This window comes from Xanthomonas sp. WHRI 7064 (assembly GCF_040202355.2).
Classification (GTDB): Bacteria; Pseudomonadota; Gammaproteobacteria; order Xanthomonadales; family Xanthomonadaceae; genus Xanthomonas; species Xanthomonas arboricola.
Window position 1 is genome coordinate 22,808 of sequence record NZ_CP167821.1, and the last position, 25,242, is coordinate 48,049.

Below are 25,242 nucleotides of genomic sequence, written 5' to 3' on the forward strand. Positions count from 1 at the left end.
TGCGCTGTGGCCGGATTACTTGACTGGTTCGGCCGGCGCCGGCGCCGCTGGTGCGGCTGGCGGCGCGGGCTTGGCCTTTTCAGCCGGTTCGCTCGGCTTGTCGGCAGGCTTGGGCTTGTCGGTCGCGGCCGGACGCGCGGCCGCCGGCTTGGGCTCGGCCGCGGTCTTGGCGGCCCTGGCCTTCTGCGCTGCCTGTGCCTTGGCCTTGAGCGCGGCTTGCGCCTTGGCCGCCGAGCCGGGCTGCTTGAGCTCGGCCAGCGCGGAGGCGATCGGGCCATCGCCCGGCAGCACGTCGCCGGCGCTGTAGCCCTCCTCGCCTTCGGCATCGCCACGCAGATGGCCCGGCAGCGTGGCTTCGCTGAAGTCGGCCAGGCTGGCCGGCACGTCGGCATCGCCCGGTTGCGGTTCCGGGGTGAGCAGCACTTCCGGCACGATGCCGCTGGCCTGGATCGACTTGCCGCTGGGGGTGTAATAGCGCGCGGTGGTCAGCTTGACCGAGTCGCCGTTGTCCAGCGGCAGCACGGTCTGCACCGAGCCCTTGCCGAAGGTGCGGCTGCCGATGATGCGCGCGCGCTGGTTGTCGCGCAGCGCGCCGGCCAGCACTTCCGAAGCACTGGCCGAGCCGGCGTCCACCAGCACCACCACCGGTGCGCCGCCGAGCAGATCGCCCGGGGTGGCGTCGAACTTGGCATCGCTGATGGAGATGCGTCCGCGCGTGCTGACGATATTGCCCTTGTCGAGCAGGTCGTCGGCCACCTGCACCGCCGAGGTCAGCAGCCCACCCGGATTGCTGCGCAGGTCCAGCACCAGGCCGCGCAACTTGCCGCCGGCCTGCAGCTGCTTGAGGTTCTTCTGGAAGTCGGCACCGGTGTCGGCCTGGAAGGTGCTGATGCGGATATAGCCATAGCCCGGCTCCAGCAGCTTGCTGCGCACGCTGGCCACGCGGATGGTCTCGCGCTGCAGGGTCACATCGAACGGCTTGGGCGCCTTGTCGCGCACGATGGTCAGCACGACCTTGCTGCCGGATTCGCCGCGCAGCGGCTCCATCGCCTTGCTGGCGTCGATCGGCTTGCCGTCGATGGCCACGATGACGTCGCCGGCGCGGATGCCGGCGCGTGCGGCCGGGGTGTCGTCGATCGGCGCGATCACCTTGAGCGTGTTGTCCTGCTGCTGCAGCAATTCCACGCCGATGCCGTCGTAGGCGCCGGTGGCCTGCTCGTCGAAGGCTTCGGCATCTTCCTTGTCGAAATAGGTGCTGTGCGGGTCCAGGTCCGAGAGCAGGCCGCGCACCGCGGCGTGCATCAGCTTCTTGTCCTCGACCGGGTCGACGTAAGCCTGCTTGACCGCGTTGTACACCGCCACGAAGCGGCGGATCTCATCCAGCGGCACCTTGGAGACGGCGGCTTCGTTGGCTTCCGGATCGTCCGCAGTGGCCTGGGCGGCGGTGGGACTGGCTTTCTGCGCCCAACCGGGTGAGGCGAACAACGCCAGCGACAGGGCAACGGACAGGACGGCTACGCGCATGAAGCACTCCGACAAAGAGATAAGACGCCCCGCAACGGAGCAGCCTGGATTATGCGCGAAGCCGCGGTAAATCCGCGTTGACTTGGCAGGGCCAGGTATGGCGGCGGTCATGCACCGGCACACGCGCGGCGTGCGCGTGCGCTCAGCGCCGCTGCAACCAGCTCGACGGATCCACCGGCTGCCCGTTGCGACGCAGTTCGAAGTACAGCGCCGGCACGCCCTGCCCGCCCGAGCTGCCGACCTTGGCCACCGCTTCGCCGCGCTTGATCGACGCGCCGGCATCACGCAACAGCGTGTCGTTGTGCGCGTACAGGCTCATGTAGCCGTTGCCGTGGTCCACGATCAGGATCATGCCGTAGCCGGTCATCCAGTCGGAGAACACCACCGTGCCATCGGCCACCGCGGTGACGGTGCTGCCCTTGGGCGCGCCGATCAGCACGCCCTTGCTGGTATGGCCGTCGGGCAAGGTGGCGTTGAAGCGCGCCAGCAGGTTGCCCGCCACCGGCCAGCTCAGGCCGCCGACCTTGGGCGCCGGTGCGCTGGCAATGACCTTGGGCGGGGTCTTGCCGGGACGCTCGGGGCGCTCGGTCTTGCTGCGTTTGGCCTGCGCGGCGGCTTCGGCGGCGGCGCGTTTGGCGGCCGCGCGCCGTTCAGCCTCGGCCTTGGCGGCGGCCGCGCGCAGGTTGGCGAGCAGCTGCTCCAGCGATTTGGCGTCCTGGCCCAGGGCTTTTTCGCGCTCGGCGCGCTGTTTGTAGCGGTCGTCCAGCTGCGCGACGGTCGCCGCCTGCTGCGAGCGATCCTTCTGCAGCAATGCGGCCTGCGCCTTTTGCTGCGCACGCGCCGCATCCAGTGCCTGGCGACGGCTGGCGATGTCCTGCTCCACCTTGGTGAGCGCATCCAGCTGCGTGGTCAGTGCCTGGATGCGCTGCGCACGCGCGTTCTGCACGTAGCGATGATCGGCCAGCATGCGGGTGGCATCGCCCACGGTGTCCTGCGACAACAACACCTTCAACGGCGCGTTGCGGCCGACCTGGTCGGCGGCGCGCAATAACGCGGCCAGCTGCACGCGCTGGTTCTGCAGGCCGCGCTGCAGCTGCGCACGGTCCTGCTGCAGCTTGCCCAGGTGCCGTTCCTGCTCGCGCATCGCCGTTTCGGTCTCGCTCAACGCACGCGAGGTCCGGGCCACCTTCTCATCGGCCTGGCGCAGTTGCTGGGCGGCGTTGCCGCGCTTGCCCTCCAGCTCGCGGCGGTCGGCGCTGATGGTCTTGAGTTCGTCGCGCAGCTGCTGCAGTTTGCGCTCGGTTTCGCGCTGGCTTTGCGCACCGGCCGCGGTGCTGCCCAGCAGCGTGCAGGCCAGCACGGTCGCCGCCAGCCACGCGCGGGAGCGGCTGGTGGCGGGGGCGGACGGCAGGCGCGATCGCGGGGCGGGCGACAGGGGCAACGAAAGGTCCAGTGACTTCAGGCAGGTGCGCGATTGTAGCCAAGCATGGTGTGATCGCCGCCACGCCCAAGACAGCCGCCGCCGCGCAAGGTTCAGCATGAAGCCCCAGCATCTTCTTCTGGCATTGTCCCTGGTCTGCACAAGCGCCTGGGCCGACGAGGACATCAGCAAGGTCAACGGCCGCATCAGCGCCGAGGCCGGCAAGGTCTATGGCGGGCTCGACACCGTCAACGGCTCCATCGAGGTTGGCGCCGGCGCGCAGACCCGGAGCGTGGAAACGGTCAACGGCAGTATCCAGATCGGCGACAACGCCCGCACCGGCGATGTCTCCACGGTCAATGGCGCGATCACGCTGGGCCAGAAGGTGGTGGTGTCCGGCGGGCTGGAGACGGTCAACGGCAGCGTGCTGGTGGAGCGCGGCAGCCGCATCAGCGGCGGCGTGGAAACCGTCAACGGCAGCATCGGCCTGGTGGAAACCGAGCTCGGCGAGGGCATCGAGACCGTCAACGGCGACATTACCGTCGGGGTGCGCTCGCATGTGCGTGGCGGGATCGAGGTCACCAAGCCGAACTTCAGCTTCTCGTTCAAGCCTGCGCGCAAGCCGCGCGTGGTGATCGGCCCGGATGCGGTGGTCGATGGCCCGCTGGAGTTCGAGCGCGAGGTCAGCCTGTACGTGCACCGCACTGCGAAGATCGGTGCCGTTACCGGCGCTACCGCGCGCAGCTTCGACAGCGACGTGGCGCCCAAGGACTGACGCGCTCACCACGGGCCCAGCGCCTAGAATCGGGGGACCTTCGCCGCACGAGGAGTCCCGATGCCCCGCAAGATCCTGTTGTGCCTGGCCGCGACGCTGGCCCTGGCCGGCTGCAAGCGTGAACCCGCCGATGCGCCGAGCGCGCCCGCCGCGCAGGCACCGGTCGACAGCGCGCCCAGCACGCCGGCCAGTCGCCACGGCTTCTCGCCGGAGCTGACCAGCGGCGACTTTGCCGAGCTGGTCAAGACACTGGCCTCGGACGAGTTCGAGGGACGCGGCCCCGGCACACCGGGTGAAGAGAAGACCGTCACCTACATCCGCGACCAGATGCAGCGCATCGGCCTGCAGCCGGGTAACGGCGACAGCTGGTTCCAGGACGTGCCGATGGTGGAAACCACTGCCGATGCGGCCACCGCGCCCAGCCTGCGCAGCGGCGAGCAGACCCGCACCCTGGCCTTCGGCACCGACATCGTGGTGGGCACCCGCACCGGCCAGGCCGAGGTCAAGCTGGACAACAGCGAGCTGGTGTTCGTCGGCTACGGCGTGGATGCACCCGAACAGCAGTGGAACGATTACGCCGGCCAGGACTGGAAGGGCAAGACGGTGGTGATGTTCGTCAACGATCCCGGCTTCCACACCGGCGATGCCAAGCTGTTCGACGGCAAGCGCATGACTTACTACGGCCGCTGGACCTACAAGTTCGAGGAAGCCGCCCGCAAGGGCGCGGCCGCGGCGCTGATCGTGCACGACACCCCGGGCGCCAGCTACGGCTGGGACGTGGTCAAGAACTCCTGGGCCGGCCCGCAATACGACCTGCCGGCCAAGGACGATCCCGATCCGCGCCTGCCGGTGCAGGGCTGGATCAGCGCCGAGACCGCCAAGCAGTTGTTCGCCAATGCCGGGCTGGATCTGGCGCAGGCCTACAAGGACGCCAGCAAGCGTGGCTTCAAGCCGGTGCCGTTGAAGGCCAGCTGGTCGGTGGACCTGAAGAGCACGATCGCGGAGAAATCCTCGCGCAACGTGGTCGGCGTGCTGCCTGGCAGCAGCCATGCCGACGAGGCGGTGCTGTACATGGCGCACTGGGATCACCTGGGCAAACACCCGGGCGAGAGTGGCGACAACATCTATAACGGCGCGGTGGACAACGCCACCGGCGTGGCCGGCATTCTCGAGATTGCCGACGCGTTCGCGCATCAGGATCCCAAGCCGGAGCGGTCGGTGGTGTTCGTTGCGGTGACGCTGGAAGAATCCGGCCTGCTCGGTTCCAAGTACTACGTGGCCAACCCGAGTTTTCCGCTGGACAAGATTGCGGCGGTGATTAACCTGGATGCGATGTCGGTGGCCGGGCGCGCACGCGATATCACCGTGGTGGGCATGGGCAGTTCGGAGCTGGAAGACATCCTCAAGCCGATCGCCGCGATGCAGGGCCGCACCCTGCATGCCGAAGCCACGCCGCAAAGCGGCTCGTATTTCCGCTCGGATCACTTCAACTTCGCCAAGGCCGGCGTGCCGGCGCTGTATGCCGATGGCGGCGAAGACCTGCGCGAGGGCGGTACTGCGGCCGGGCGCGCGGCCGCCGAAGACTACGGGCGCAATCGCTATCACGCCCCGGGCGACGAATACGATGCGGCTAGCTGGAAGCTCGATGGCACCATCGAAGACCTGCAGGCGGTGTATGGCGTGGGCAAGGAGGTGGCCGCCGGCCAGCGCTGGCCCAACTGGTATGCCGGCAACCCGTTCAAGGCTGCGCGCGATCGCATGATGGCCGGCAAGCCCGCTGCGGGTGCCGCGGCAGCGGCGCCTGACGCTGAAAAGGACGCCGCTGCCGAGGACAAGAAGGCGGCGCCGGCGCGTTGAACGACGCCAGCACCGCAGGCGATGTCATGCAGCCGATGCATGGCGTCGCGATACGGCCTGCAAGGTGAGCGGCAGCGGCGCGCCCGCGTATCGCGATCAACACAAAGGGCCTCCTGTTGGAGGTCCTTTGTGTTGGTTCGTCCTGATCGTGGCGGTTGCGGACGAGGTCACGATCCGTGTCGATGCAGTGCATCGATGCGTCAGATCACGTGCCGCATCCCGCTGAAGTACGTCTCTTGGTCGATGCTCTTCTGAGAGAGGATGCCACCGGCCTGGGAGAGGCTTTCAATCGTGCTGCCGACAACGCGTTGCCATCAACGCGGCTCATTATCGGCGCGTCACCGACTCGGGGGTGCGTTGGTCAATCGTTATCCACGCTCACCACGTGCCCGTCTTCCGGGTCGACATGCAGATCCACCTTCTGCCCACCGCGTTGCTCGGCATCGGCCTTCCACAAGCCGTCTTCGAACTTGAGGTCGTGCACGTTGGAATAGCCGCCGGTCGACAACGCGGCGCGGATATCGGCCTCGCTCAGTTTGGAGGTGGTCTGGTCGCCGTACACGCGGCCGGTCACCGGATCGATACGCACATCCACATCCTTGCCGTCGCCGCTGCGTGCGTCGGCGGTCCACACGCCATGTTCGAACTTGACGTCGTGCACCTTGGTATAGCCCTTGTCGGTCAGCATGCTGGTGACCTCGCGGGCGGTCAGCGCCTTGGCCGGCTTGTCGGCGGCGGCCTGCGCAAACGCGCCCTGCGCTGCCAATGCGAGTGCGCCGATCAGCGCGGTCTTCATCAGTCGATGTGCCATGTGATGCTCCTGCAGTGAAGTGCGCCCATGCTGGACGCGGCTTTATCGCTGCCAGGTGAATGGCCGTCAGAAGCCGCAGCAAGAGTTCAGTGAGCTCAAGCTTCGGTGATGATGCGCTCGGGGGTGCACCTGATGCCGCAAGCACGTTCATCAACGGGTGTTTGCGGCGTTGCAGCGCAATGGACGCGCAGTGTGCTTCAGAGCGACGTACACGGTGCCACGTCTAGACCGTCCTGTTCGGCCTGTCATCCAAAGATAGCCATTACGAAAGATGCAAAAAAAGCGAGCCGCCTTGCGGCGGCTCGCGTGACTCGACCCATCTGCCTCACATTACGGAATGGCACGTGTGGCGCGCACCGCCTGCGGCGAGAGGATGGACATCTGCGGCTTGTCGGTGCCGTCCTTGTTGGGATGCACGCTGTACTGATAGCTGACGTTCCACCACGAACCGGCGGCCCACCAGGTCCAGCCCGACCAGACATCTGCATTGGCATCGATATAGCGGAGCATGCCGCGCAGTGCCTCATTGCAGACGGGGTTGTTGGCGGTACCGAATTCGCCCAGAAACCCGCGCCTGTGGTTGGTGCGCAGCCACTCGGTGAAACTACGCAGACGCTCGACACCGATGGTGGCACTGACGCAGACATTGGTGGTGCCGCTGGAATCGGCATCCAGGTATTGATGCACTTCGAACGCGTAGCGATTGAGCGGATCGTAGATCGAAACCAATGCGGTTGCGTTGGAATAGCCATCGTTGGTGGGCGAATACCAGCTGTGCGCACCGGTCCATAATGCGCCGGGCACCAGAATCAGGTTGTTCGCACCGGTGGCACGAATCGCATTGATGCCTGCCTGTGCAGTGGCAGCCCATGCGCTGGCGGAGACGCCATTTGGCTCATTCATCAGCCCGAAGATCACCGCGTTGTCGCTGGGAAATGCCAGCGCAAGGCGGCGCCACAAGTCGGCGAATGTGGCGATCGGCACTTCGTCGCCACCGATCTTGTAGCCGTAGTATTTGCCGTAATTGTGGATGTCCAGCACCAGATACATGCCCGATGCCTTGGCGCGTGCCACGGCTTGCTGCACCAGGGCCAATTGGGTCGGATCCAGTTCACCGCGTGCGCTTGGCTGCAGGCGTTCCCACAGCACCGGCAGGCGGATCGTGTTCATGCCGACGCCGGCGAAATAGGTGTAATCGCTGGCCGAGGCATACATATAGTCCTTATTGAGGACGCCGGGTTTTTTGGACGATGCGAATTCGGCGCCGGATAAATTGACGCCGGCATACGTCAGTGCGCGCGTTTGTGCGTAGACGGGTGCGAATGTGCCGAACAGAATGCAGAGCAGAGCGCAGCGGAAAACGGTGCGCAGCGTTTGAGAGACAGCAGACATAAAAACAACTCCTTCGACGACGGGGATGGTGTGTCGCAGCGGTTTGCGTGCGATCTGCGCGAGGTGCGCCACACCTGTCGTAACCAATGCATCTGCCGTGCCGAAATGCTCACCACATAGAATGTGAATTAAATGTGTAGGCTGGGTCGCAGTCACTTACCGCAAGGGTCACGTTCTGGAACAGCACGCTGTGACGCGCCGCGTTGCAAAGCGGTCGCGCACGCTTGTCGACACCGCCATCGCATGCATGGCGCTGTCGAAAAATCGGCGAATGGATGCGCTCGCCGTCAACGGTGCGACGTCGGATCACTGACGCTGCACCGCTGTTGCGCGCGCGCACGTAGCGAGCGCTAGAGCGCGCGCTGAGTGCTGGCGTTTTATTGCGTGAGGACTGTGCTCACCGCGGCTGGGCGCGGCTGCTGCCTGGCATCGGCATGTACCGGGCGTACATGCGTGAGCTGGGTGTTTGCTGCGCAGCGTGCGACGGTTGCCCATCGCACGCTGCTTGCTCCGGCTACTGGGTGATGCGTTTTGCGCGCGCGCTCAGGATTGACATCTGCGGCTTGTCGCGGCCCTGCGCATCGGGCTGCACGTTGAAGGGGTAGCTGCGGTTCCACCATGCGCCAGCGGCCCACCAGGTCCAGCCCACCCACACGTCGCGGTTGGTTTCCAGGTAGCCCAGCATGCCGTTGAGTGCGCTGTTGCAGGTGGCGTTGTTGCCGGTGCCGAACTCGCCGAGAAAGCCTTGCTTGTGATTCAGACGCAGCCATTGGGTGAAACTGCGCAGGCGGTCGGCACCGGCGGTGCTGCTGACGCAGCCGGCGCTGGTGCCGCTGGAGTCCGTATCCAGGTACTGATGCACTTCGATGGCGTAGCGATTGAGCGGGTCGCGAATGGAGGCCAGCGCCACTGCGTTGGACTGGCCGGCAACGGTGGAATACCAGCTGTGCGCGCCACTCCATAGCGCGCCGGGCACCAGGATCAGATTGTTGGCACCGGTCTTGCGGATGGTGTCGATCGATGCCTGCGCGGCATTGGCCCAGGACTGCGGATTGATGTCGTAAGGCTCGTTCATCAGCCCGAAGATCACGCTGTTGTCGTTCTTGAAGGCGATCGCCAGGCGTCGCCACAGATCGTTGAAGGTGCTGATCGGCACGCGCGCGCTGCCGATCTTGTTGCCGTAATACCTGGCGTAGTTGTGGATATCCAGGATCAGGTACACCTTGGCGGCCTTCGCGTTGGCCACGGCCTGGCGGATCAGTGCCAGCTGCGCCGCATCCAGCTCGCCGCCGGCCTTGGGTTGCAGACGCTCCCACAAGATGGGCAGCCGGACGATGTTCATGTGTTTACCGGCGAAATAGCGGTAATCGCTGGCGGCCGGATACAGGTAGTCGACATTGAGCACCCCGGGCTTTTGCGAGGATTTGATTTCGGCACCGGAGAGATTGACGCCTGCGTACTTCAGGCGGTTCTGTGCGTTTGCGAACGGCACACCTGCAAGCAGCACGATGACAAGCAGCAGCAATGACAACGCACGGCTGGACAGCCGGCGCGTCGGAGTGGGGGAGGGCAACATGGGTGACTCCTGAAACATTCGCGGGGGAGATGCATTGCCCTGGCGTGGACCTGCCACGTGCATGACGACACTGCATCGCGTTTCACCCTAAGCGCATCGAGACATTCAAACTACGAATGCGAGCTATCACTTAATTGGAGCTGTGAGCGACTTCGCAGTTATTGCCAAACATGCACATGCTTTGTTGTGGTAAAGCGACACCGCGCGGTCACTCGCGTTGCATGCCGGTTGCAATCTGCGCCGAACGGCTGCGGAAGTACGCCGCATCCCGCATCGCTGGTCGGCCGTGGTGCGATCGCAACGCCGCAGGTTGATGGCGTCGCACGCGCGGCAGCGATGCACATCGCAATTGCGACATGCGCCGCACTGCGCGGGGAATTATCAGAACGCAACGCGCGGCGAAGCACGCGCAATCGCAACCGTGCCGCTGCGGGATCAACACGCATGCACATGCAAAGTCACCTGGTGCGATTGCGGAACTTCGGCACTTGCCATGTGCAGCGCGCGATAGGTGTGGGCTGCGTCATGCTTTCAGCAGCGGGTAGCCAGTGCGCCTGCTGCAACAAGCAGCTGGGATTGTGGCTGCGATGGATGCAGCACGCGGTCTGCAATCGTTGGTAGATGTCATCGGTGACGCGTGGCAGGACAGGGCGGATGGCGCGCAAAAAAAAACGGTGGCCGCAGCAACCGCTGCGACCACCGTGATCGACCTTCCCGCGCGGCTTACTTGGTCGCGCGGCGGGCGTACTTGCTCAGAATCGACATCTGCGGCTTGTCGCTGCCGTCCTTGCCCGGCTGCACGGTGAAGAAATATTCCGGCTTCCACCATGCACCAGCAGCCCACCAGGTCCAGCCCAGCCACACGTCACTGTTCTTTTCCATGTAGGTCAGCATGCCTTCCAGCGCCTGGTCGCAGACCGGATTGTTGGCGGTGCCGAATTCGCCCAGAAAGCCCTTCTGCTTGTTCTCGCGCAGCCATGCGGTGAAGCCGCGCAGCTTTTCCTCACCGACCGTGGCGCTGGTGCACACCGGTTTGGTGCCGCTATAGTCGTTGTCCAGATATTGGTGCGCTTCGAAGGCCAGGTTGTTGCCCGGATCCTTGAGGATCTCCAAGGCCTTGGCATTGGAGACGCCATAGTTGGAGCTGCGCCAGCTGTGCGCGCCGCTGTAGGCGGTGCCCGGCACCAGGATCAGGTTCCTGGCGCCGGTCTTGCGGATCGCGTTGATCGCGCCTTGCGCCGCACTCGCCCAATCGGTGGCGGAAATGCCGTTGGGCTCATTCATCAGCCCGAAGATCACCGACTTGTCGTCCTTGAATTCGAGCGCCAGCCGGCGCCACAGATCTGCGACCGCGGCGGTGGGCACCTCGCTGCTGCCGATGCGCTTGCCGTTGTACTTGGCATAGTTGTGCACATCCAGGATCAGGTACTGCTTGTTGGCCTTGGCCGCATCCACCGATTTCTTCAGCAGCGCCAGTTGCGCCGCATCCAGATCGCCGTTGAGCTGTGGTTGCAGGCGTTCCCACAGGAACGGCAGGCGAATCGTATTCATGCCCTTGCCGGCGAAATAACTGAAGTCCGACGCGGCCGGATAGGTGTAGTCCTTGAACAGGGTGCCGGGCTTCTTGCGTGAGTTGAACTCGGCGCCGGACAGATTGACGCCGACATACTTCAAGCCGCTGGATTCCTTTCCGGGGCGCGCAGGCTCCTTGGCGTGTGCCAGCGGCAGTGCGGCCAGCAAGGTCAGTGCGAGTACGGCACTGCGCAAGGATGGGAGGTTGGGGGGAGAGCGGAACATGGAAGCCTCCTTCGGCATCGACGTAGGCGGCCGCAGGGGGAGGGCACGGCCAGCAGGGATGGTGCAGGGCAGGATGGTGGTTGGTCAGCGTAGAAGCTCCGGCGTTAGCGCGCCATTCACGCCGGCAAACGCCGATTTGATCGTGCGCAAACACCTGCAGGGCGCACCATGCCGCTGCGGTCGCGTCCGCAACCCGGCAGGCAAGACGCACTGTCGCAGGAGTGCGACAGGCAGCTGTCTTAAGCTAGAGCCACCTATTTCTTTGTCTTCCGTACTGTCGCGGGGGACGTCACATCCTGGAGTCTCCCATGAGCCAAGCCCACGCGTACGCCGCCCAAACTGCCGATCAGCCGCTTGCACCGTTCGTGTTCGAACGGCGCGCGCCAGGCCCCAACGATGTGCAGATCGATATCGCCTACTGCGGCGTGTGTCACTCGGATCTGCATACCGCTCGCAACGAATGGCATAACACGCGTTATCCGTCGGTGCCCGGCCACGAGATCGTCGGCCGCGTCACCGCGGTCGGCGATGCGGTCACCGGCTTCAAGGTTGGCGATCTGGCCGGCGTCGGCTGCATGGTCGACAGCTGCCGCAGCTGCGCGTCCTGTCAGGAAGGCGAAGAACAGTATTGCGAGCAGGGCTTCACCGGCACCTATAACGGCCCGATGTTTGGTGGCGGCGAGAACACCTACGGTGGTTACTCGGACCACATCGTGGTCGACCAGAAATACGTGCTGCGCATCTCGCACAGCGACAACCTGGCCGCAGTGGCGCCGCTGCTGTGCGCCGGCATCACCACGTATTCGCCGCTGGCGCACTGGAAGGTCGGTCCTGGTCAGAAGGTGGGCGTGGTTGGTCTGGGCGGCCTGGGCCACATGGCGGTGAAGATCGCCAAGGCGATGGGCGCCACCGTGGTGCTGTTCACCACCTCCGAGAGCAAGCGCGCCGATGCGCTGCGCCTGGGCGCCAGCGAAGTAGTGGTGTCCAAGGACGAGGCGCAGATGGCCGCGCAGGCCAACACGCTGGATTTCATCCTCAACACCGTGGCCGCGCCGCACAACCTGGACCCTTTTCTCAATGCGCTCAAGCGCGACGGCGCGATGGTGCTGGTGGGCGTGCCCGAGGAGTCGCATCCTTCGCCGAGCGTGTTCAATCTGGTGATGAAGCGCCGCACCCTGGCCGGTTCGTTGATCGGCGGCATCCGCCAGACCCAGGAAATGCTGGATTTCTGCGCCAAGCACAACATCGTCTCGGACATCGAAACCATCCGCGCCGACCAGATCAACGAGGCCTACGAGCGCATGCTCAAGAGCGACGTGAAGTACCGCTTCGTGATCGACATGGCCACGCTGGACAAGGCGGCCTGATCGCTTGGCCTGCAGCCCTGCCACAGGGCTGCAGGTCGGTTGCCAGCGCTACGGTCGGCCCAGGTGATGCGGCATGGAATGCATCACCTGGGGCTTCGAACGGTAGTGAATGGTCGTATGACCGCACGACATCAGCCGTACCAGCTGGATCGGCAGCGCCGCTGAGCGGCACTGCCGGCATGGATCCCCACTATGCGGACACTGGCGAGGCATGCAGCTTGCCGGCGACAGGCAAGCTGCGTGAGCGACGCACCGGCAGCGGCGCGGAGAACAGCAGATTCAGCGCGGGCAGGCGGCCCGGTACGCGCAGCAGGCACAGCACGGCCGGCCCCAGTACGCCGACACTCAACAAGGCGAAGAACAGCACCGTTCCCTCGTCGATCCAGCGCGGCAGCAGGTAGGCCAGCACGATGAACGGCGGAAAGTGGCTCAGGTAGAACACCACCGAGTTGCGGCCCACATAGCGGATCGCCTGTGCGGCCGGTTGCCGGTTCGCCCACATCGCCGCGGTGATCAGCAGCGGCAGCGCGATCAGCACCAGCGGCAGGTAGCCGATCCAGATGCCGTGCAGCGCGGTGAGATTGGCGATCAGCACGATGGCGCACAGGCTCAGGCACGACAGCGGCCAGATCCAGCGCGGTGCCTGCCGTAGCAGGGCCGGCACCCGGCCGGCCAGCAGCGTGCCGATGTAGAAGAACGCAAAGTAATAGAACGGATCGGCACCCTGGCGCATCAGCGGCCCCAGGCAGACCCAGCCCAGCACGGTTGCGGCCAGGACCAACGGCGCCGGCAGCCGGCGCAGCAAGGGCATCAGCACCAGAAATACGAACAGGTAGAACAGGAACCAGGTCAGCGCCACGTTGCCGACCGCGATCTTGCCCAGGTCCAGCCAGGCGATGGGTTCGGCCTTGGCCAGCACCGAGCCTGCCTCGCGCAGGGCGAAGATCAGCACCGACCAGAGCAGGTAGGGATACAACACGTGCCGCAGCTTGCCGCCGAGGTAGGGCGCGATGCCCTTGTCCAGCCCCCGTGCCACGAACAGGCCCGAGAGCAGGAACATCAGCTGCATGCGCAGCGGCGCCAGCGAGCGGTTGAGGCGCTCGATCGACAGCATCAGTGCGCTGCTTTCTTCCGCCGCACCGCCGCGCAGTTCCGGGTAGGCATCGAAGGCGAAGCCATAGGCGTGCAGCACGATCACCATCAACACGCTGGCACCGCGTAGCCAGTCCACCCAGTCGTCGCGTCCATGTTGGCCGGTAGTGAGTTGCTGCGTCATGAGGTTGCTTCCTTAGGTGAGGCCCACGGCTTCGCCGCCGCGGGGGGCGGCGACAGATGAATGAGGTCTGGAGTCCGCGGCGGCGGTATCGCGCACCGGGATGGGACCGACTGCCGTTGTTGCCGAGCACATCCGGTTCGGCGCAGGGCGTCCTGCGCGTCTGGAGGTGGGTCGGCAGGATCGCGTTAGAGGGCGACAGCAGATGTGTGACTTAAATCACACTTCGATAGTGGCTGCAATCGTCGAGGCTGCAGATCGCTGCGGGCCTGCGTGCATGCCGATGGCAGGCTCAAGCGTGCGTGCGAAAGGCTGCATGGCGGCTTGGCGCTTGCGTTTGCTGGCACTCCTGTCCGGCGCGCCGTGTGTCCAGCGAGATGTCGATCGCGGAGGAGGCGTGCGTGGGTCCCCGCGCCCTGCGGGTCGGACAAGCCACGACCCTGCGATGCGATATCGGCGTTGCGCCACGAGGCGTCTGGCCTGCATGAGCGGGCAGGTGGAACCCTGGGGCATGAGTCAGGCGAGAGTCTGGTCGCCTACAGGAGCGTTCTCCGCACGGTGGGTCGCGGTGGATGCGCTGCATCGAGCAGCGTCATGCGGCCTGGCCGCTGACGCAGCGTGCGGGCTGCCCGCACGCGAGCCGGCAACCAGCGGTGGGCGCCGAGCCCACGCGCTGGTCGGCACTCAGGCCGCGGCCGGTTCCTTGACCTGCGCCTTGACGCCCAGCAGCTGCACGATGCTGCCGGCCGCATCGCGGCCTTCGGCCACCGCGGTGACCACCAGGTCGGCGCCGCGCACACAGTCGCCACCGGCGAACAGGCGCGGGTTGCTGGTCTGGTAGGGCAGCCGGCCGTTGTCGTCGGCCGGTGCGACGATGCGGCCGTTGCTGCCGGCTTCCACGCCCTGCGCTGCCAGCCAGTCGGGCAGGGTCGGCGAGAAGCCGAAGGCGATGATCACCACGTCCGCTTCCAGCAGCGATTCGCTGCCTTCCACCGGCACCGCGTTGCGCCGTCCACTGGCATCGGGTTCGCCGAGCCGGGTTTCCACCACGGTCACGCCGATCGCTTCGTCGTCGGCGCCGGATTCGATCGACAGCGGCTGACGGTTGAACAAAAAGCGCACGCCTTCCTCGCGCGCGTTGGCGACCTCGCGTGCCGAACCCGGCATGCTGGCCTCGTCGCGCCGGTACGCGCAGGTGACCTTGGCCGCACCCAGGCGGATGGCGCTGCGCACGCAGTCCATGCCGGTGTCGCCGCCGCCCAGCACCACCACGCGCTTGCCGTTGAGATCGGGCAGCGCCATCTGGTCTTCCCAGCCGGCGATCGGCCGGCCGTGCGGGTCATTGCCGCTGACGATGCGGCTGTTCTGCACCAGGAACGGCAATGCCGGCAGCACGTTCTTCAGGTCCTGCCCGGGCAGCCCGCCATCGGTGTAGCGGTAGGCACCGGTACCCAGGAACACCGCATCGAACTCGCCCAGCAACTGCTCGATGCTGACGTCCTTGCCGATCTCCACGCCCAGGCGGAACTGCACGCCCATGCCTTCGAGGATCTCGCGGCGCTTGCCGATCACCGACTTGTCCAGCTTGAAGCTGGGAATACCAAACTGCAGCAGCCCGCCGATCTGCTCGTAGCGGTCGTAGACCACTGCCTCGATGCCGGCACGCACCAGGCGGTCCGCGCAGGACAGGCCGGCCGGGCCGGCGCCGATCACCGCCACCCGCCAGCCGCTCGGCTGCACATTGCCCAGGTCCGGGCGCCAGCCCATCTTGAAGGCGGTATCGACGATGTATTTTTCCACCGCGCCGATGGTGACCGCGCCGAACTCCTCCAGCGTGCAGCTGCCTTCGCACAGGCGGTCCTGCGGACACACCCGCCCGCACACTTCCGGCAGCGGATTGGTGGAGTGGCACAGCGCGGCGGCTTCTTCGATGCGGTTTTCCTGCACCAGCTGCAGCCACTGCGGGATCGCGTTGTGCACCGGGCATTTCCAGCTGCAGTACGGATTGCCGCAGTCCAGGCAACGGCCGGACTGGTACTGCGCGTCGGCCTTGTCGAACTTGCCGTACAGCTCGCCCCAGTCACCGGACGTACGCAGCTCCACCGGAATGCGCGTAGGCATGGTCCGGGGCAGGTCGAGGAATTGGAAGGCTTGCTTGCGGCTCATAGGGCTGGAATCGGGAATGGGGAATGGGGAATCGCAACGGCGGTTCTGCGAGACGGGAGTGGAGCCGACGAACCGGGCTTTTCACCATTCCCGATTCCCGATTCACCAATCCCGTCACTCAGGCGGCACGCCTGAGCGACTCTGTCAGCGACTCGATGCTGGCGGCCTTGGGTTTGACCAGCCAGAACTTGCCGATGTAGTCGCGGAACTCGTCCAGGATCTGCTGCGCCCAGATGCTGCCGGTCAGCTCGCGGTGGCGGCTGATCAGGGTGTGCAGGTGCTGGCGATGGTTCTCGAAGCCCTCGGCGGAGACGCGGTGGATGTCGATCAGCTCGTGGTTGTAGCGGTCCACGAAGTCGCGTTCGATATCCAGCACGTAGGCCAGCCCGCCGGTGAAGCCGGCGCCGAAGTTCAGGCCCACCTTGCCCAGCACCAGCACCACGCCGTCGGTCATGTACTCGCAGCAGTGGTCGCCGGCGCCTTCCACCACCGCCAGCGCACCGGAGTTGCGCACCGCAAAGCGCTCGCCTGCCCGCCCGGCCGCGAACAGCTCGCCACCGGTGGCGCCGTACAGGCAGGTGTTGCCGACGATCGGCGTGCTGCGCGCCTCGAAGCGCGCCCCGCGCGGCGGGCGCACCACCAGCCGGCCGCCGGCCATGCCCTTGCCGACGTAGTCGTTGGCCTCGCCTTCCAGCTCCAGCTGCAGGCCACCGGCGTTGAACGCGCCGAAGCTCTGCCCGGCGGTGCCGCGGAAGCGCAGATTCAACGGCGCATCGCTCATGCCGTGGTTGCCGTGTACGCGCGCGATGGCGCCGGACAGGCGCGCGCCGATCGAGCGGTCGGTGTTGTGGATCAGGAAACGGTGGTCGCCGCCACGCTTGTTGGCGATCGCATCGGCGAGCAGGCCGTCCATCTGCGTGGCCAGGCTGTCGGGCGATTCGTACAGGCGCTGGGCGGCGCAGTGGCTGCCGTCGTAGCGGGCATGCGTCAGCAGGCGCGACAGGTCGACCTTGACCCCGGCACGCGGGGAGACCTCCAGCTGTTCGAGCAGGTCGGTGCGGCCGACGATGTCGTCCAGCGAACGCACGCCCAGGTAGGACAGCCACTGACGCACTTCCTCGGCCAGCAGGCGGAAGAAATGCTCCACGCGCTCCGGCAGGCCGGTGAAGTAGTTCGCGCGCAGGCGCTCGTCCTGGGTGGCCACGCCGGTGGCGCAGTTGTTGAGGTGGCAGATGCGCAGGTACTTGCAGCCCAGCACGATCATCGGCGCGGTGCCGAAGCCGAAGCTGTCGGCGCCCAGCAACGCGGCCTTGACCACGTCCAGGCCGGTCTTCAAGCCGCCGTCGGTCTGCAGGATGGTGCGCTCGCGCAGGTCGTTGGCCACCAGCGCCTGGTGCGACTCGGCCACGCCCAGTTCCCACGGCACGCCGGCATAACGGATCGAGCTGACCGGGCTGGCGCCGGTGCCGCCGTCATGGCCGGACACGGTGATCAGGTCGGCGCCGGCCTTGACCACACCGGCGGCAATGGTGCCGACGCCGGCATGGGCCACCAGCTTCACCGACACCAGCGCGGTCGGGTTGACCTGCTTGAGGTCGTAGATCAGCTGGGCCAGATCCTCGATCGAATAGATGTCGTGGTGCGGCGGCGGGCTGATCAGGCCGATGCCGGGCTTGGCGTAGCGCAGCCGCGCGATCAGCTCGTTGACCTTGTGGCCGGGCAGCTGGCCACCTTCGCCGGGCTTGGCGCCCTGGGCGACCTTGATCTGCAGCACCTCGGCGTTGACCAGGTATTCCGGAGTCACGCCGAAACGGCCGGAGGCCACCTGCTTGATCTTGGAGCGCTTCTCGGTGCCATAGCGGGCCGGGTCTTCGCCGCCTTCGCCGGAGTTGCTGCGACCGCCCAGGCGGTTCATCGCGATGGCCAGCGCCTCGTGCGCTTCGGGCGACAACGCGCCCAGGCTGATCGCGGCGGTGTCGAAGCGACGCAACACATCTTCGGCCGGGGCCACCTCGTCCAGCGGGGTCGGGGTGTCGGCACGCTTGAGCTGGACCAGATCGCGCAGCGTGGAGGCCGGGCGCGCATGCACCGCGTCGACGTACTTCTGCCAGTCGCCAGCATCGCCGGTGCGGGTGGCGCGCTGCAGCGTCATGACCACGTCGGGGTTGTACATGTGGTACTCGCCGCCGTGCACGTACTTGAGCAGGCCGCCCACTTCCGGCTTGAGCTGGTCGTTCCAGGCGCGTGCGGTGAGCTCGCGCGCCTCGGTATCCAGCCGTGACAGACCCACGCCGCCGATGCGTGCGGGCGTCTCGGCAAAGCACAGCTCCACCACGTCCGGGTCCAGCCCGACGATCTCGAACAACTGCGCGCCGCGGTAGCTGGCGATGGTGCAGATGCCCATCTTGGAGATGATCTTGGACAGGCCCTTGTAGATGCCCTTGCGGTAGCGGCGGCCGATCTGCGACTGCTCGCCGCCCTTGCTCAGCTGCAGGATGCCGCGCCGGCCCAGGTCGAACAGCGTCTGGTAGGCCAGGTACGGATACACCGCGGTGGCGCCGAAGCCGAGCAGGCAGGCCATGTGGTGCGCATCGCGCGCGGTGCCGGTTTCGATGATCAGGTTGACGTCGCAGCGCAGGCCCACCTTGCACAGGTGGTGATGCACCGCGCCGGTGGCCAGCAGCGCATGCGCCATCGGCCGGTCCGGGACCGGGTAACGGTCCGACAGCAGCAGCATGACGGCGCCGGCGCGCGCGGCCGCCTCCACTTCCTGGCAGATGCGTTCCAGGCCGGCCTTGAGGCCTTCCTCCACGCTGTAGGACAGGTCGATCAGGCGGTTGCGCTCGACGTACTGCTCCATCTTCAGCAGCTGGCGCAGCTTGCGCTGGCTGAGCACCGGCGAGTTGAGGATGACGTGGTTCACCGTCTCCGCACCGGCGTGGAAGATGTTGGTCTCCTTGCCGAGCTGGGTGGTGAGCGACATCGCGATGCCTTCGCGCAGCGGGTCGATCGGCGGGTTGGTGACCTGCGCGAAGGCTTGGCGGAAGTAGTCGTACAGCGGCCGGGTCTGGCGGCTGAGCACCGCCATCGGGGTGTCGTCGCCCATCGAGCCGGTGGCTTCCTGCTCGGTCTCGGCCAGCGGGCGCAGGATCTGCTCCACTTCCTCGGTGCTGAGCTGGAACAGCTTGTGGTAGCTGCGCAGGGTCTGCTCGCTGAAGGGTTCTTCCACCAGCGAAGGGTCGATCAGTTCGGTCTGCAGATAGGTCACGCCCTGCTGCAGCCATTGCTTGTACGGCGCGCGCTCACGGTTGATGCGGTCGATGGCGTCCGAGTCCAGCAGATCGCCGCGCTTGAGATCGATCGCCATCATCTCGCCCGGGCCCAGCTTGCCCTTGCGGGTAATGCGCTCGGCCGGCAGCTCCCACACGCCGGCCTCGGAGGCCACCAGGAAATGGCGGTCGGAGGTCAGCATCCAGCGCGCCGGGCGCAGGCCGTTGCGGTCGAGCATGCAGGCGGCATAGCGGCCGTCGCAGGCGACGATGCCGGCCGGGCCGTCCCACGGCTCGGTGTTGAGGCCGTAGAACTCGTAAAACGCGGCCAGGTCGGCGTCCTTGAATTCCAGCGACTGGGTCGCCGGCGGCACCAGGATGCGCAGCGCCTGCAGCAGGTCCATGCCACCGGCGATCAGCAGCTCGAGCATGTTGTCCAGGCTCTGCGAGTCCGAGCCATGCATGGAGATCACCGGGTCGAACTCGGCGATGTCGAAACGCGGGGTCTGCCACACCTTGCTGCGCGCCTGCGCCCAGCGGCGGTTGCCCTCAATAGTGTTGATCTCGCCGTTGTGGGCGAGCAGGCGGAACGGATGCGCCAGCGGCCAGCGCGGCAGCGTGTTGGTGGAAAAGCGCTGGTGGAAGACGATCGCGCTGGAGGACAGGTCGCTGCGCTGCAGGTCCGGGTAGAACGTGCTCAGCTTGTCCGGCAGCACCATGCCCTTGTAGCTGATGCCGTTGGGCGAGAGCGTGGTGACGTAGAAGTTTTCCACTTCGCGCAGCGCCTGCTCGGCGCGGCGGCGCGCCAGGAATAGCGCCAGGGTGAAGCCGTCTTCGCTCTGCTCGGCGCCGGCATCGACGAATATCTGTTCGATGCGCGGCAAGGTGTCGCGTGCCAGCTGGCCGCAGACGCTGTCGTCGGTAGGCACCACGCGCCAACCGCGGAACTGCACGCCAGCGCTGTGCAACTGGGTTTCCAGTTCGGTGCGACAGCGTGCGGCATCGGCTTCGTCCAGCGGCAGGAACACCACACCGGCCGCGTAGCGCGTGCCCAGGGCGATGCCGGCATCGCGCGCCAGCCCGCGCAGGAACGCATCGGGCTTGCGGATCAGCAGGCCGCAGCCATCGCCGGTGAGGCCGTCGGCCGCCACGCCGCCGCGGTGGGTCATGCGCGAGAGCGCCGCAATTGCGGTGTCCACCAGCGAACGGGAAGGTTGGTCGTCCAACTGGGCGACCATGCCAAAACCACAGGCGTCGCGCTCATCGCGCACGCTGTTGTAGAGACCGTAGTCGTTGAGCCCTTGGCGAGTGCGGGGGGCCATGTCTGCCTCTTTGCGATCTGGGAGAGCGGCGACGACGTTGCAGCGCTCGATCCGTGGAGCGTTTCGAAGAGGTCACCGGATGATCGACTAGACCACAGTTGATGCGGTGCCGCAATACACCGTTACAGCTGCAACGAGGGCGGCTGCAAGGCCTTGTGCCAGCTGGCTTGGCGCCTGTTCGCCAACAGGCGCCGACCTGTGCTCAGCCGCAACGCACCGAGGCGATCACGTTCTTGGCATCGACTTCCAGATTGAGCCGCTCGCCGTTGAACTCCATCGTGGTCATCTGGCCGGGTTTGAGCACGCGCACCGACTTGGCGCCGGCATCGGTACGTGCCTGGTCGCTCACCGCATCGGTCAGCGCCTGACCCACCAGCGATTGCACCTGGGTGGCATCGCAACTGCCGATCGGCGGCGCTTCGGGCGCGGCGGCCGGTGCCGGTGCGGCGGCTTGTTCGGCGGCTTGCTGCGCCTTGGCGGAGACGGCTTCCTGCTCGTCCGGTTGCGGCGAACCGCAGGCAGTCAATGCCGCCAGCACGACCAGGGTACAGGCCAGACGGGCGGTAGGCAGGACAGCGCGCATCGATGACTCCAGCACAGTAGGGGAAGCCCAAGCATAAGCAGAAAACCCGCTCGCGGGCATCGCTTGCCCACATGGCGTTGTCGCAGCGTTGACGCGGCCTAGTCCTGCCCGGCTCAACAATCGGCGCCTGTCCTTCGATCCGTGCGCAATGAAAGCCAAACGTGTTCTTCGCAATGCCGCCGCCACCGCCAGCGCCGCCGGCAAGCTGGCCACCGTTGCCGCCGGCGCGGTGGCTGCCACTGCTGCGGTGGCGAGCGTGGCCGCGGTTGCACAGGCCAAGGCCACCGCGCGCGCGGCCGGGCTCACCTACGTCAACGATCAACAGCCCGGCATCAGCCGCCGCAAGGCCGGCAAGAGCTTCAGTTACCGCAGCGCAGACGGACAACGCGTGGCCGATGCCGACACCTTGCAGCGCATCCGCGCGCTGGCGATTCCGCCGGCGTATACCGAGGTGTGGATCTGCGCCAAGCCCAACGGCCATCTGCAGGCCACCGGCCGCGATGCGCGCAGGCGCAAGCAGTACCGCTACCACGCCGATTGGGCGCAGGTGCGCGGCGAGGGCAAGTTCGAGCGGGTGATCGCCTTCGGCCAGTCGCTGCCCAAGCTGCGCCGCCGGCTACGCCGCGATCTGGTCCTGCCGGGATTTCCGCGCGAGAAGGTGCTGGCGATCGTGGTAGCGTTGCTGGCCGACACGCTGGTGCGCGTGGGCAACGCGGAGTATGCGCGCAGCAATCGTTCCTACGGGCTGACCACGTTGCGCAACCGGCACATGGAATTCTTGCGCGGCGGGCGCGCGCGGCTGAAGTTCCGCGGCAAGAGCGGCCAGGATCACGATATCGAGGTGGACGACAAGCAACTGGTCAAACTGATCCGCGAATGCCAGCAATTGCCGGGGCAATCGCTGTTCCAGTACCGCGATGACGACGGCCAGCTGCAGCCGGTGGATTCGGGCGAGGTCAACGACTACCTGCGCGAGGCGATGGGCGAGGATTTCACCGCCAAGGATTTCCGCACCTGGGGCGGCACGCTGGCGGCATTGCAACGTCTGGCACGTTTGCCGCTGCCCGAGCGCATGAGCGAACGCGCGCTGACCCAGGTGCAGAACGATGTCATCCGCGAAGTGGCCGATGCGCTGGGCAATACACCCTCGGTGTGTCGCAAGGCCTACATCGACCCGTGCGTCTTCGAAGGCTGGCGCGCCGGTCAGTTGCAGGCCATGGCCACCGGCGTGCGCGGCGAGCGTCAATGGGAGGCAGCGACGCTACGTTTTCTGACCGACTCGCGCAGCAAGCCACGCAAGACCAGCAGCAAACCGCGCAAGGCGGCCGGGCCGAGTCTGCGCCGTGCAAAATCTGCCTGAGGCTATGCCGCGCATGCGCGACGTTGGACGCGATAGGTCGTCGCAGGCGGAACGTTTCGGTACGTGCGCCCGATCCTGATGGCTTCCAGGTCTAGCGCGTCGAGGATCTGTGCCGGAACCGAGCACCTGATTCCGTAGGTAAACAGATACAGTCGGCCACCAGGCTTCAACTGCATGAAGGCGCCACGCAAGATCGCAGCCACCTGATGCGCCGGCATGTTCAACAAGCCAAGGCCGCAGACCACGGCATCGACGCACGCACCATCGATGCGCGGTATCGATTCAAGCTCGGCAACATCCATCTGCAGCAGTCTTGCGCGCGGAAAGCGCTGCTTGAGCAACGCAGAAAAGGCGGCGTTGTACTCGAGCAGGGTGAGGTTTTTTTCCTGCACGCCCTTGTCGATCATCGCCTGGGTGAACACACCGGTGCCCGGCCCGAGTTCGAGGACACGGCCAGTACGTTCCGACAACTCGGAAGTGATGATGGAGGCGAGTGCGCGTCCGGAGGGGAGTATCGCGGCAACGGAGCAGGGTGCGGTGAGCCATTCGCGAAAAAACGACGTCATATACGAACGAGCCATCTATCCTCACAACATTGAAAGAGTTCGTTCAAGCAACATCGACGCAGATGCGCGATTGTGCGTAAAACAAGGCTAAAGCAAGAAGCTGTCCGTAGTCCGTCCTCGCTGCGATTCGGCCACGAGAGTTCAGGTTCTTATCAGTATTGACACCTTGGCAATGCCACGTTGGCGATGCAATGCAGTGTCATCAACGAGCAATTTTCTGAGTGATTGCTGATGCAGGCGATGACCGAATGCGATGCGCGGCACGTGCTCAACGCCTGCGTTGTACAGGCGAGCGACAGGCAAACCGCACTATGGATGCAGCAACGCGTCAATCGGCTAGAAGCTGCGCACCAACTGCAGCGGCACTAGTGCGCCGCAACGTGTAACGCGCACTCTGGACAATCGGCAGATCACGTTTGGTGTGTTGAAGCCCTAGCGCATCCACGTGATCTGTAGGCTCTGTCCAAGCGATGCATGCAATCGCACTACGGTTGGCGCCGTTATCCAGCGTGGAGGATTGGCAATGGAAAGCGGGACGAGCGACATCAGCCGTTACGACCGGCCGTGCGATGTCACGTTGAGCGCCGATCCTGGCGAACTGCAATGGCGCGCGGCGTTGGTGCTGTCCAACGCGGATGCCTGTGTCCAGCATCTACCGGCGGACGTGCTCTGATCCGCTCGACGGTGATAAGCACCGTGCCAACGGCGCGGCATGGTGCCGTTGGCATCGGGGCCAAGGCCGACGGCAGTTTCTGCAAGCCCGTGCAGATTGAGCCGAGCAGCGCGCTGGTCCGTTCGCCAGCGCGATCTGTGGTCATGGTCCCGGCGGCAGCAGGCAATGTGGCACGTGCCTGCTGCACACGTCACCGTCCCTGGGACGGCGACGCGGATGCGCCGGTGCCAGCGGCCCCCTCAGCCGCAGTAGATCGCGGTGATGTTGTTGTTCGGGCCGGTCTCGACGGTGAGGTGATCGCCGCCGCTTTCGCTGGCGCCCTGGGCCGGGTCGGCCAAGCCGCTGGCAGTGGTGCCGCCGGTGGCGCGCTCGCCGCGGCGCACGCTGACCTGCAGGCTGTCGCTGTCCACGCGCGCACGTTCGATGGTCTGCGCCGCCGCGGCCAGGCCGACCGCGCCGCGCACCTTGTCGATATGGCACTGGCCGGAGATGGCTCCGTCGATGGGCTGCACCTGCGCGACCTGGTTGGAGGCACAGGCCGAGAGCAACAACACGGCAACGAGCGGGGCGAGGGTGCGGATCATCGGGGGTCTCCAGCGGAAGAATGGCGCAAGCGTGAAGAAAGCGTTGTTGGCGTGGCATGAAGGCCGCGGACAGAAAGCGGCCCGCGGGCGGGCTTGCGTCCTTCACATGACGTGGCAGCAGGTCCGATGACCGCAACGGGGCGTCGCGTTAGCGACGCCCCGACTGCATTGGGTGACCACTGCCCTTGCGCACAGACGCACAGGAAGCGTGGATGCCAATCCCCAATCCCAGCCCCTCAGAGCTTGACGAAACTCGCCACCGACAACGGGCCGAACGGCAACTCGAACAACGGCCCGCCGGTGGCGAGCGGGCCCAGGTCGACGCTGGCCAATTCCAGTTGCGCGAGCAACTGGGCGACCTGCGCCTTGGCATCGGCGTCGTCGCCGGCGATGAAGAACACCCGCTTGCCTTCAGTCACCTCCAGCTTGCCGAGCAGCTGCGAGTCCAGATGGTTGAAGGCCTTGACCACGCGCGCACCCGGCACCAGCTCGGCGAACACCTGGCTGGAGGGGCGGCCGCCGGTGTCGATCGCCTTCAGCCCATAGGCGCCGATCGGGTTAGCGGGGTCGGTGGCTTCCGGCGAGTCGGGGGCGACGTCCATCAAAGCGTTGTTGCTGTCGATGACGATGCGGCCGTTCCAGTCGGGCAGCCCGGCCAGCGCAGCCGGCAGGCCATGCCAGCGCACCGCCACCAGCACGATATCGGCCTGGGCCGCCTCGGCCGCAGTGACTGGCGTGATCAATGGGCCAAGCTCGGCCGCCAAGGCCTGCAGCGATTCCGGGCCGCGGCTGTTGGAGATCAGCGCGGGGATGTTCCGGCTGGCCAGAAGACGGGCGAAACCACTGCCGATAGCGCCTGCGCCGATGATGCCAATACTCATGGTGTTACTCCTGATGTATGTCGCCGACATGGCGACATATAAACTG

General features: G+C 66.0%; 18 protein-coding genes. 5 read left to right on the forward strand and 13 right to left on the reverse strand.

The window, feature by feature from the left end:
• Positions 1 to 15: 15 nt before the first annotated feature.
• Both ABQY74_RS00110 and ABQY74_RS00115 read right to left on the reverse strand, forming a co-directional pair.
• On the reverse strand, positions 16 to 1,524 hold the full coding sequence (locus ABQY74_RS00110) for a S41 family peptidase (RefSeq protein WP_102253093.1): 1,509 nt from the start codon (positions 1,522 to 1,524) through the stop codon (positions 16 to 18).
• A 142-nt stretch (positions 1,525 to 1,666) separates the two neighbouring features.
• Complete coding sequence (locus ABQY74_RS00115; RefSeq protein WP_349792783.1) at positions 1,667 to 2,965, reverse strand: peptidoglycan DD-metalloendopeptidase family protein; 1,299 nt, start codon at positions 2,963 to 2,965, stop codon at positions 1,667 to 1,669.
• A 97-nt stretch (positions 2,966 to 3,062) separates the two neighbouring features.
• Here ABQY74_RS00115 and ABQY74_RS00120 point away from each other — a divergent pair, with 97 nt between their 5' ends.
• Positions 3,063 to 3,719, forward strand: coding sequence for a hypothetical protein (locus tag ABQY74_RS00120; protein WP_026064112.1), 657 nt, complete (start codon positions 3,063 to 3,065; stop codon positions 3,717 to 3,719).
• A 60-nt stretch (positions 3,720 to 3,779) separates the two neighbouring features.
• Positions 3,780 to 5,576, forward strand: coding sequence for a M28 family metallopeptidase (locus tag ABQY74_RS00125; protein ID WP_349792785.1), 1,797 nt, complete (start codon positions 3,780 to 3,782; stop codon positions 5,574 to 5,576).
• A gap of 361 nt (positions 5,577 to 5,937) precedes the next feature.
• On the opposite strand, the gene ABQY74_RS00130 is transcribed toward ABQY74_RS00125, so the two are convergent.
• The 4 genes from ABQY74_RS00130 to ABQY74_RS00145 all read right to left on the reverse strand — a co-directional run bounded on the left by ABQY74_RS00130 (position 5,938) and on the right by ABQY74_RS00145 (position 11,152).
• Positions 5,938 to 6,387: a PepSY domain-containing protein gene (locus ABQY74_RS00130; protein WP_026064113.1), complete on the reverse strand. Its 450-nt coding sequence runs from the start codon at positions 6,385 to 6,387 to the stop codon at positions 5,938 to 5,940.
• Between the two features lie 330 nt (positions 6,388 to 6,717).
• Positions 6,718 to 7,779 carry a glycoside hydrolase family 5 protein gene (locus ABQY74_RS00135; RefSeq protein ID WP_026064114.1) on the reverse strand — a complete coding sequence of 354 codons (1,062 nt, stop codon included), beginning with the start codon at positions 7,777 to 7,779 and terminating at the stop codon, positions 6,718 to 6,720.
• Between the two features lie 514 nt (positions 7,780 to 8,293).
• The gene (locus ABQY74_RS00140) at positions 8,294 to 9,283 is read right to left on the reverse strand and encodes a glycoside hydrolase family 5 protein (protein WP_180971145.1); all 990 of its coding nucleotides are present in this window, start codon (positions 9,281 to 9,283) and stop codon (positions 8,294 to 8,296) included.
• 795 nt (positions 9,284 to 10,078) lie between these two features.
• A complete protein-coding gene (locus tag ABQY74_RS00145) occupies positions 10,079 to 11,152 on the reverse strand; it encodes a glycoside hydrolase family 5 protein (RefSeq protein WP_102583013.1) in 1,074 nt (357 codons plus the stop codon).
• 308 nt (positions 11,153 to 11,460) lie between these two features.
• On the opposite strand from ABQY74_RS00145, the gene ABQY74_RS00150 reads away from it, so the two are divergent.
• Complete coding sequence (locus ABQY74_RS00150; protein ID WP_016901586.1) at positions 11,461 to 12,519, forward strand: NAD(P)-dependent alcohol dehydrogenase; 1,059 nt, start codon at positions 11,461 to 11,463, stop codon at positions 12,517 to 12,519.
• A 190-nt stretch (positions 12,520 to 12,709) separates the two neighbouring features.
• On the opposite strand, the gene ABQY74_RS00155 is transcribed toward ABQY74_RS00150, so the two are convergent.
• The 4 genes from ABQY74_RS00155 to ABQY74_RS00170 form a co-directional block, all read right to left on the reverse strand.
• On the reverse strand, positions 12,710 to 13,795 hold the full coding sequence (locus ABQY74_RS00155; protein WP_349792788.1) for an acyltransferase: 1,086 nt from the start codon (positions 13,793 to 13,795) through the stop codon (positions 12,710 to 12,712).
• Positions 13,796 to 14,476: 681 nt separating this feature from the next.
• Positions 14,477 to 15,958, reverse strand: a complete 1,482-nt coding sequence (locus tag ABQY74_RS00160) for an FAD-dependent oxidoreductase (protein WP_039514691.1) — start codon at positions 15,956 to 15,958, stop codon at positions 14,477 to 14,479.
• Between the two features lie 118 nt (positions 15,959 to 16,076).
• Entirely contained in the window at positions 16,077 to 20,549 is a 4,473-nt protein-coding gene (gltB, locus tag ABQY74_RS00165; RefSeq protein ID WP_349792790.1) for a glutamate synthase large subunit, read from the reverse strand.
• Positions 20,550 to 20,751: 202 nt separating this feature from the next.
• The gene (locus tag ABQY74_RS00170) at positions 20,752 to 21,132 is read right to left on the reverse strand and encodes an I78 family peptidase inhibitor (protein ID WP_016901590.1); all 381 of its coding nucleotides are present in this window, start codon (positions 21,130 to 21,132) and stop codon (positions 20,752 to 20,754) included.
• Between the two features lie 58 nt (positions 21,133 to 21,190).
• On the opposite strand from ABQY74_RS00170, the gene ABQY74_RS00175 reads away from it, so the two are divergent.
• Positions 21,191 to 22,492: a DNA topoisomerase IB gene (locus ABQY74_RS00175; protein ID WP_349793124.1), complete on the forward strand. Its 1,302-nt coding sequence runs from the start codon at positions 21,191 to 21,193 to the stop codon at positions 22,490 to 22,492.
• Between the two features lie 2 nt (positions 22,493 to 22,494).
• Here the strand turns inward: ABQY74_RS00175 and ABQY74_RS00180 are convergent, their stop codons facing one another.
• On the reverse strand, positions 22,495 to 23,058 hold the full coding sequence (locus ABQY74_RS00180; RefSeq protein WP_241236751.1) for a class I SAM-dependent methyltransferase: 564 nt from the start codon (positions 23,056 to 23,058) through the stop codon (positions 22,495 to 22,497).
• Between the two features lie 523 nt (positions 23,059 to 23,581).
• Between ABQY74_RS00180 and ABQY74_RS00185 the strand changes: the two genes are divergently transcribed.
• Complete coding sequence (locus ABQY74_RS00185) at positions 23,582 to 23,731, forward strand: hypothetical protein (RefSeq protein ID WP_181143355.1); 150 nt, start codon at positions 23,582 to 23,584, stop codon at positions 23,729 to 23,731.
• 239 nt (positions 23,732 to 23,970) lie between these two features.
• Here ABQY74_RS00185 and ABQY74_RS00190 read toward each other — a convergent pair whose 3' ends face one another.
• Both ABQY74_RS00190 and ABQY74_RS00195 read right to left on the reverse strand, forming a co-directional pair.
• On the reverse strand, positions 23,971 to 24,315 hold the full coding sequence (locus tag ABQY74_RS00190; protein WP_039529456.1) for a hypothetical protein: 345 nt from the start codon (positions 24,313 to 24,315) through the stop codon (positions 23,971 to 23,973).
• 236 nt (positions 24,316 to 24,551) lie between these two features.
• The gene (locus ABQY74_RS00195) at positions 24,552 to 25,196 is read right to left on the reverse strand and encodes an NADPH-dependent F420 reductase (protein WP_039529453.1); all 645 of its coding nucleotides are present in this window, start codon (positions 25,194 to 25,196) and stop codon (positions 24,552 to 24,554) included.
• Between the last annotated feature and the right edge of the window lie 46 nt (positions 25,197 to 25,242).

Excerpts from the sequence above, each read along its gene's own strand:
- ABQY74_RS00110 (WP_102253093.1), bottom strand. The coding sequence starts at position 1,524 with ATGCGCGTAGCCGTCCTGTCCGTTGCCCTGTCGCTGGCGTTGTTCGCC.
- ABQY74_RS00120 (WP_026064112.1), top strand. The coding sequence starts at position 3,063 with ATGAAGCCCCAGCATCTTCTTCTGGCATTGTCCCTGGTCTGCACAAGC.
- ABQY74_RS00125 (WP_349792785.1), top strand. The coding sequence starts at position 3,780 with ATGCCCCGCAAGATCCTGTTGTGCCTGGCCGCGACGCTGGCCCTGGCC.
- ABQY74_RS00130 (WP_026064113.1), bottom strand. The coding sequence starts at position 6,387 with ATGGCACATCGACTGATGAAGACCGCGCTGATCGGCGCACTCGCATTG.
- ABQY74_RS00135 (WP_026064114.1), bottom strand. The coding sequence starts at position 7,779 with ATGTCTGCTGTCTCTCAAACGCTGCGCACCGTTTTCCGCTGCGCTCTG.
- ABQY74_RS00145 (WP_102583013.1), bottom strand. The coding sequence starts at position 11,152 with ATGTTCCGCTCTCCCCCCAACCTCCCATCCTTGCGCAGTGCCGTACTC.
- ABQY74_RS00150 (WP_016901586.1), top strand. The coding sequence starts at position 11,461 with ATGAGCCAAGCCCACGCGTACGCCGCCCAAACTGCCGATCAGCCGCTT.
- ABQY74_RS00155 (WP_349792788.1), bottom strand. The coding sequence starts at position 13,795 with ATGACGCAGCAACTCACTACCGGCCAACATGGACGCGACGACTGGGTG.
- ABQY74_RS00160 (WP_039514691.1), bottom strand. The coding sequence starts at position 15,958 with ATGAGCCGCAAGCAAGCCTTCCAATTCCTCGACCTGCCCCGGACCATG.
- gltB (WP_349792790.1), bottom strand. The coding sequence starts at position 20,549 with ATGGCCCCCCGCACTCGCCAAGGGCTCAACGACTACGGTCTCTACAAC.
- ABQY74_RS00170 (WP_016901590.1), bottom strand. The coding sequence starts at position 21,132 with ATGCGCGCTGTCCTGCCTACCGCCCGTCTGGCCTGTACCCTGGTCGTG.
- ABQY74_RS00180 (WP_241236751.1), bottom strand. The coding sequence starts at position 23,058 with ATGACGTCGTTTTTTCGCGAATGGCTCACCGCACCCTGCTCCGTTGCC.
- ABQY74_RS00185 (WP_181143355.1), top strand. The coding sequence starts at position 23,582 with ATGGAAAGCGGGACGAGCGACATCAGCCGTTACGACCGGCCGTGCGAT.
- ABQY74_RS00190 (WP_039529456.1), bottom strand. The coding sequence starts at position 24,315 with ATGATCCGCACCCTCGCCCCGCTCGTTGCCGTGTTGTTGCTCTCGGCC.
- ABQY74_RS00195 (WP_039529453.1), bottom strand. The coding sequence starts at position 25,196 with ATGAGTATTGGCATCATCGGCGCAGGCGCTATCGGCAGTGGTTTCGCC.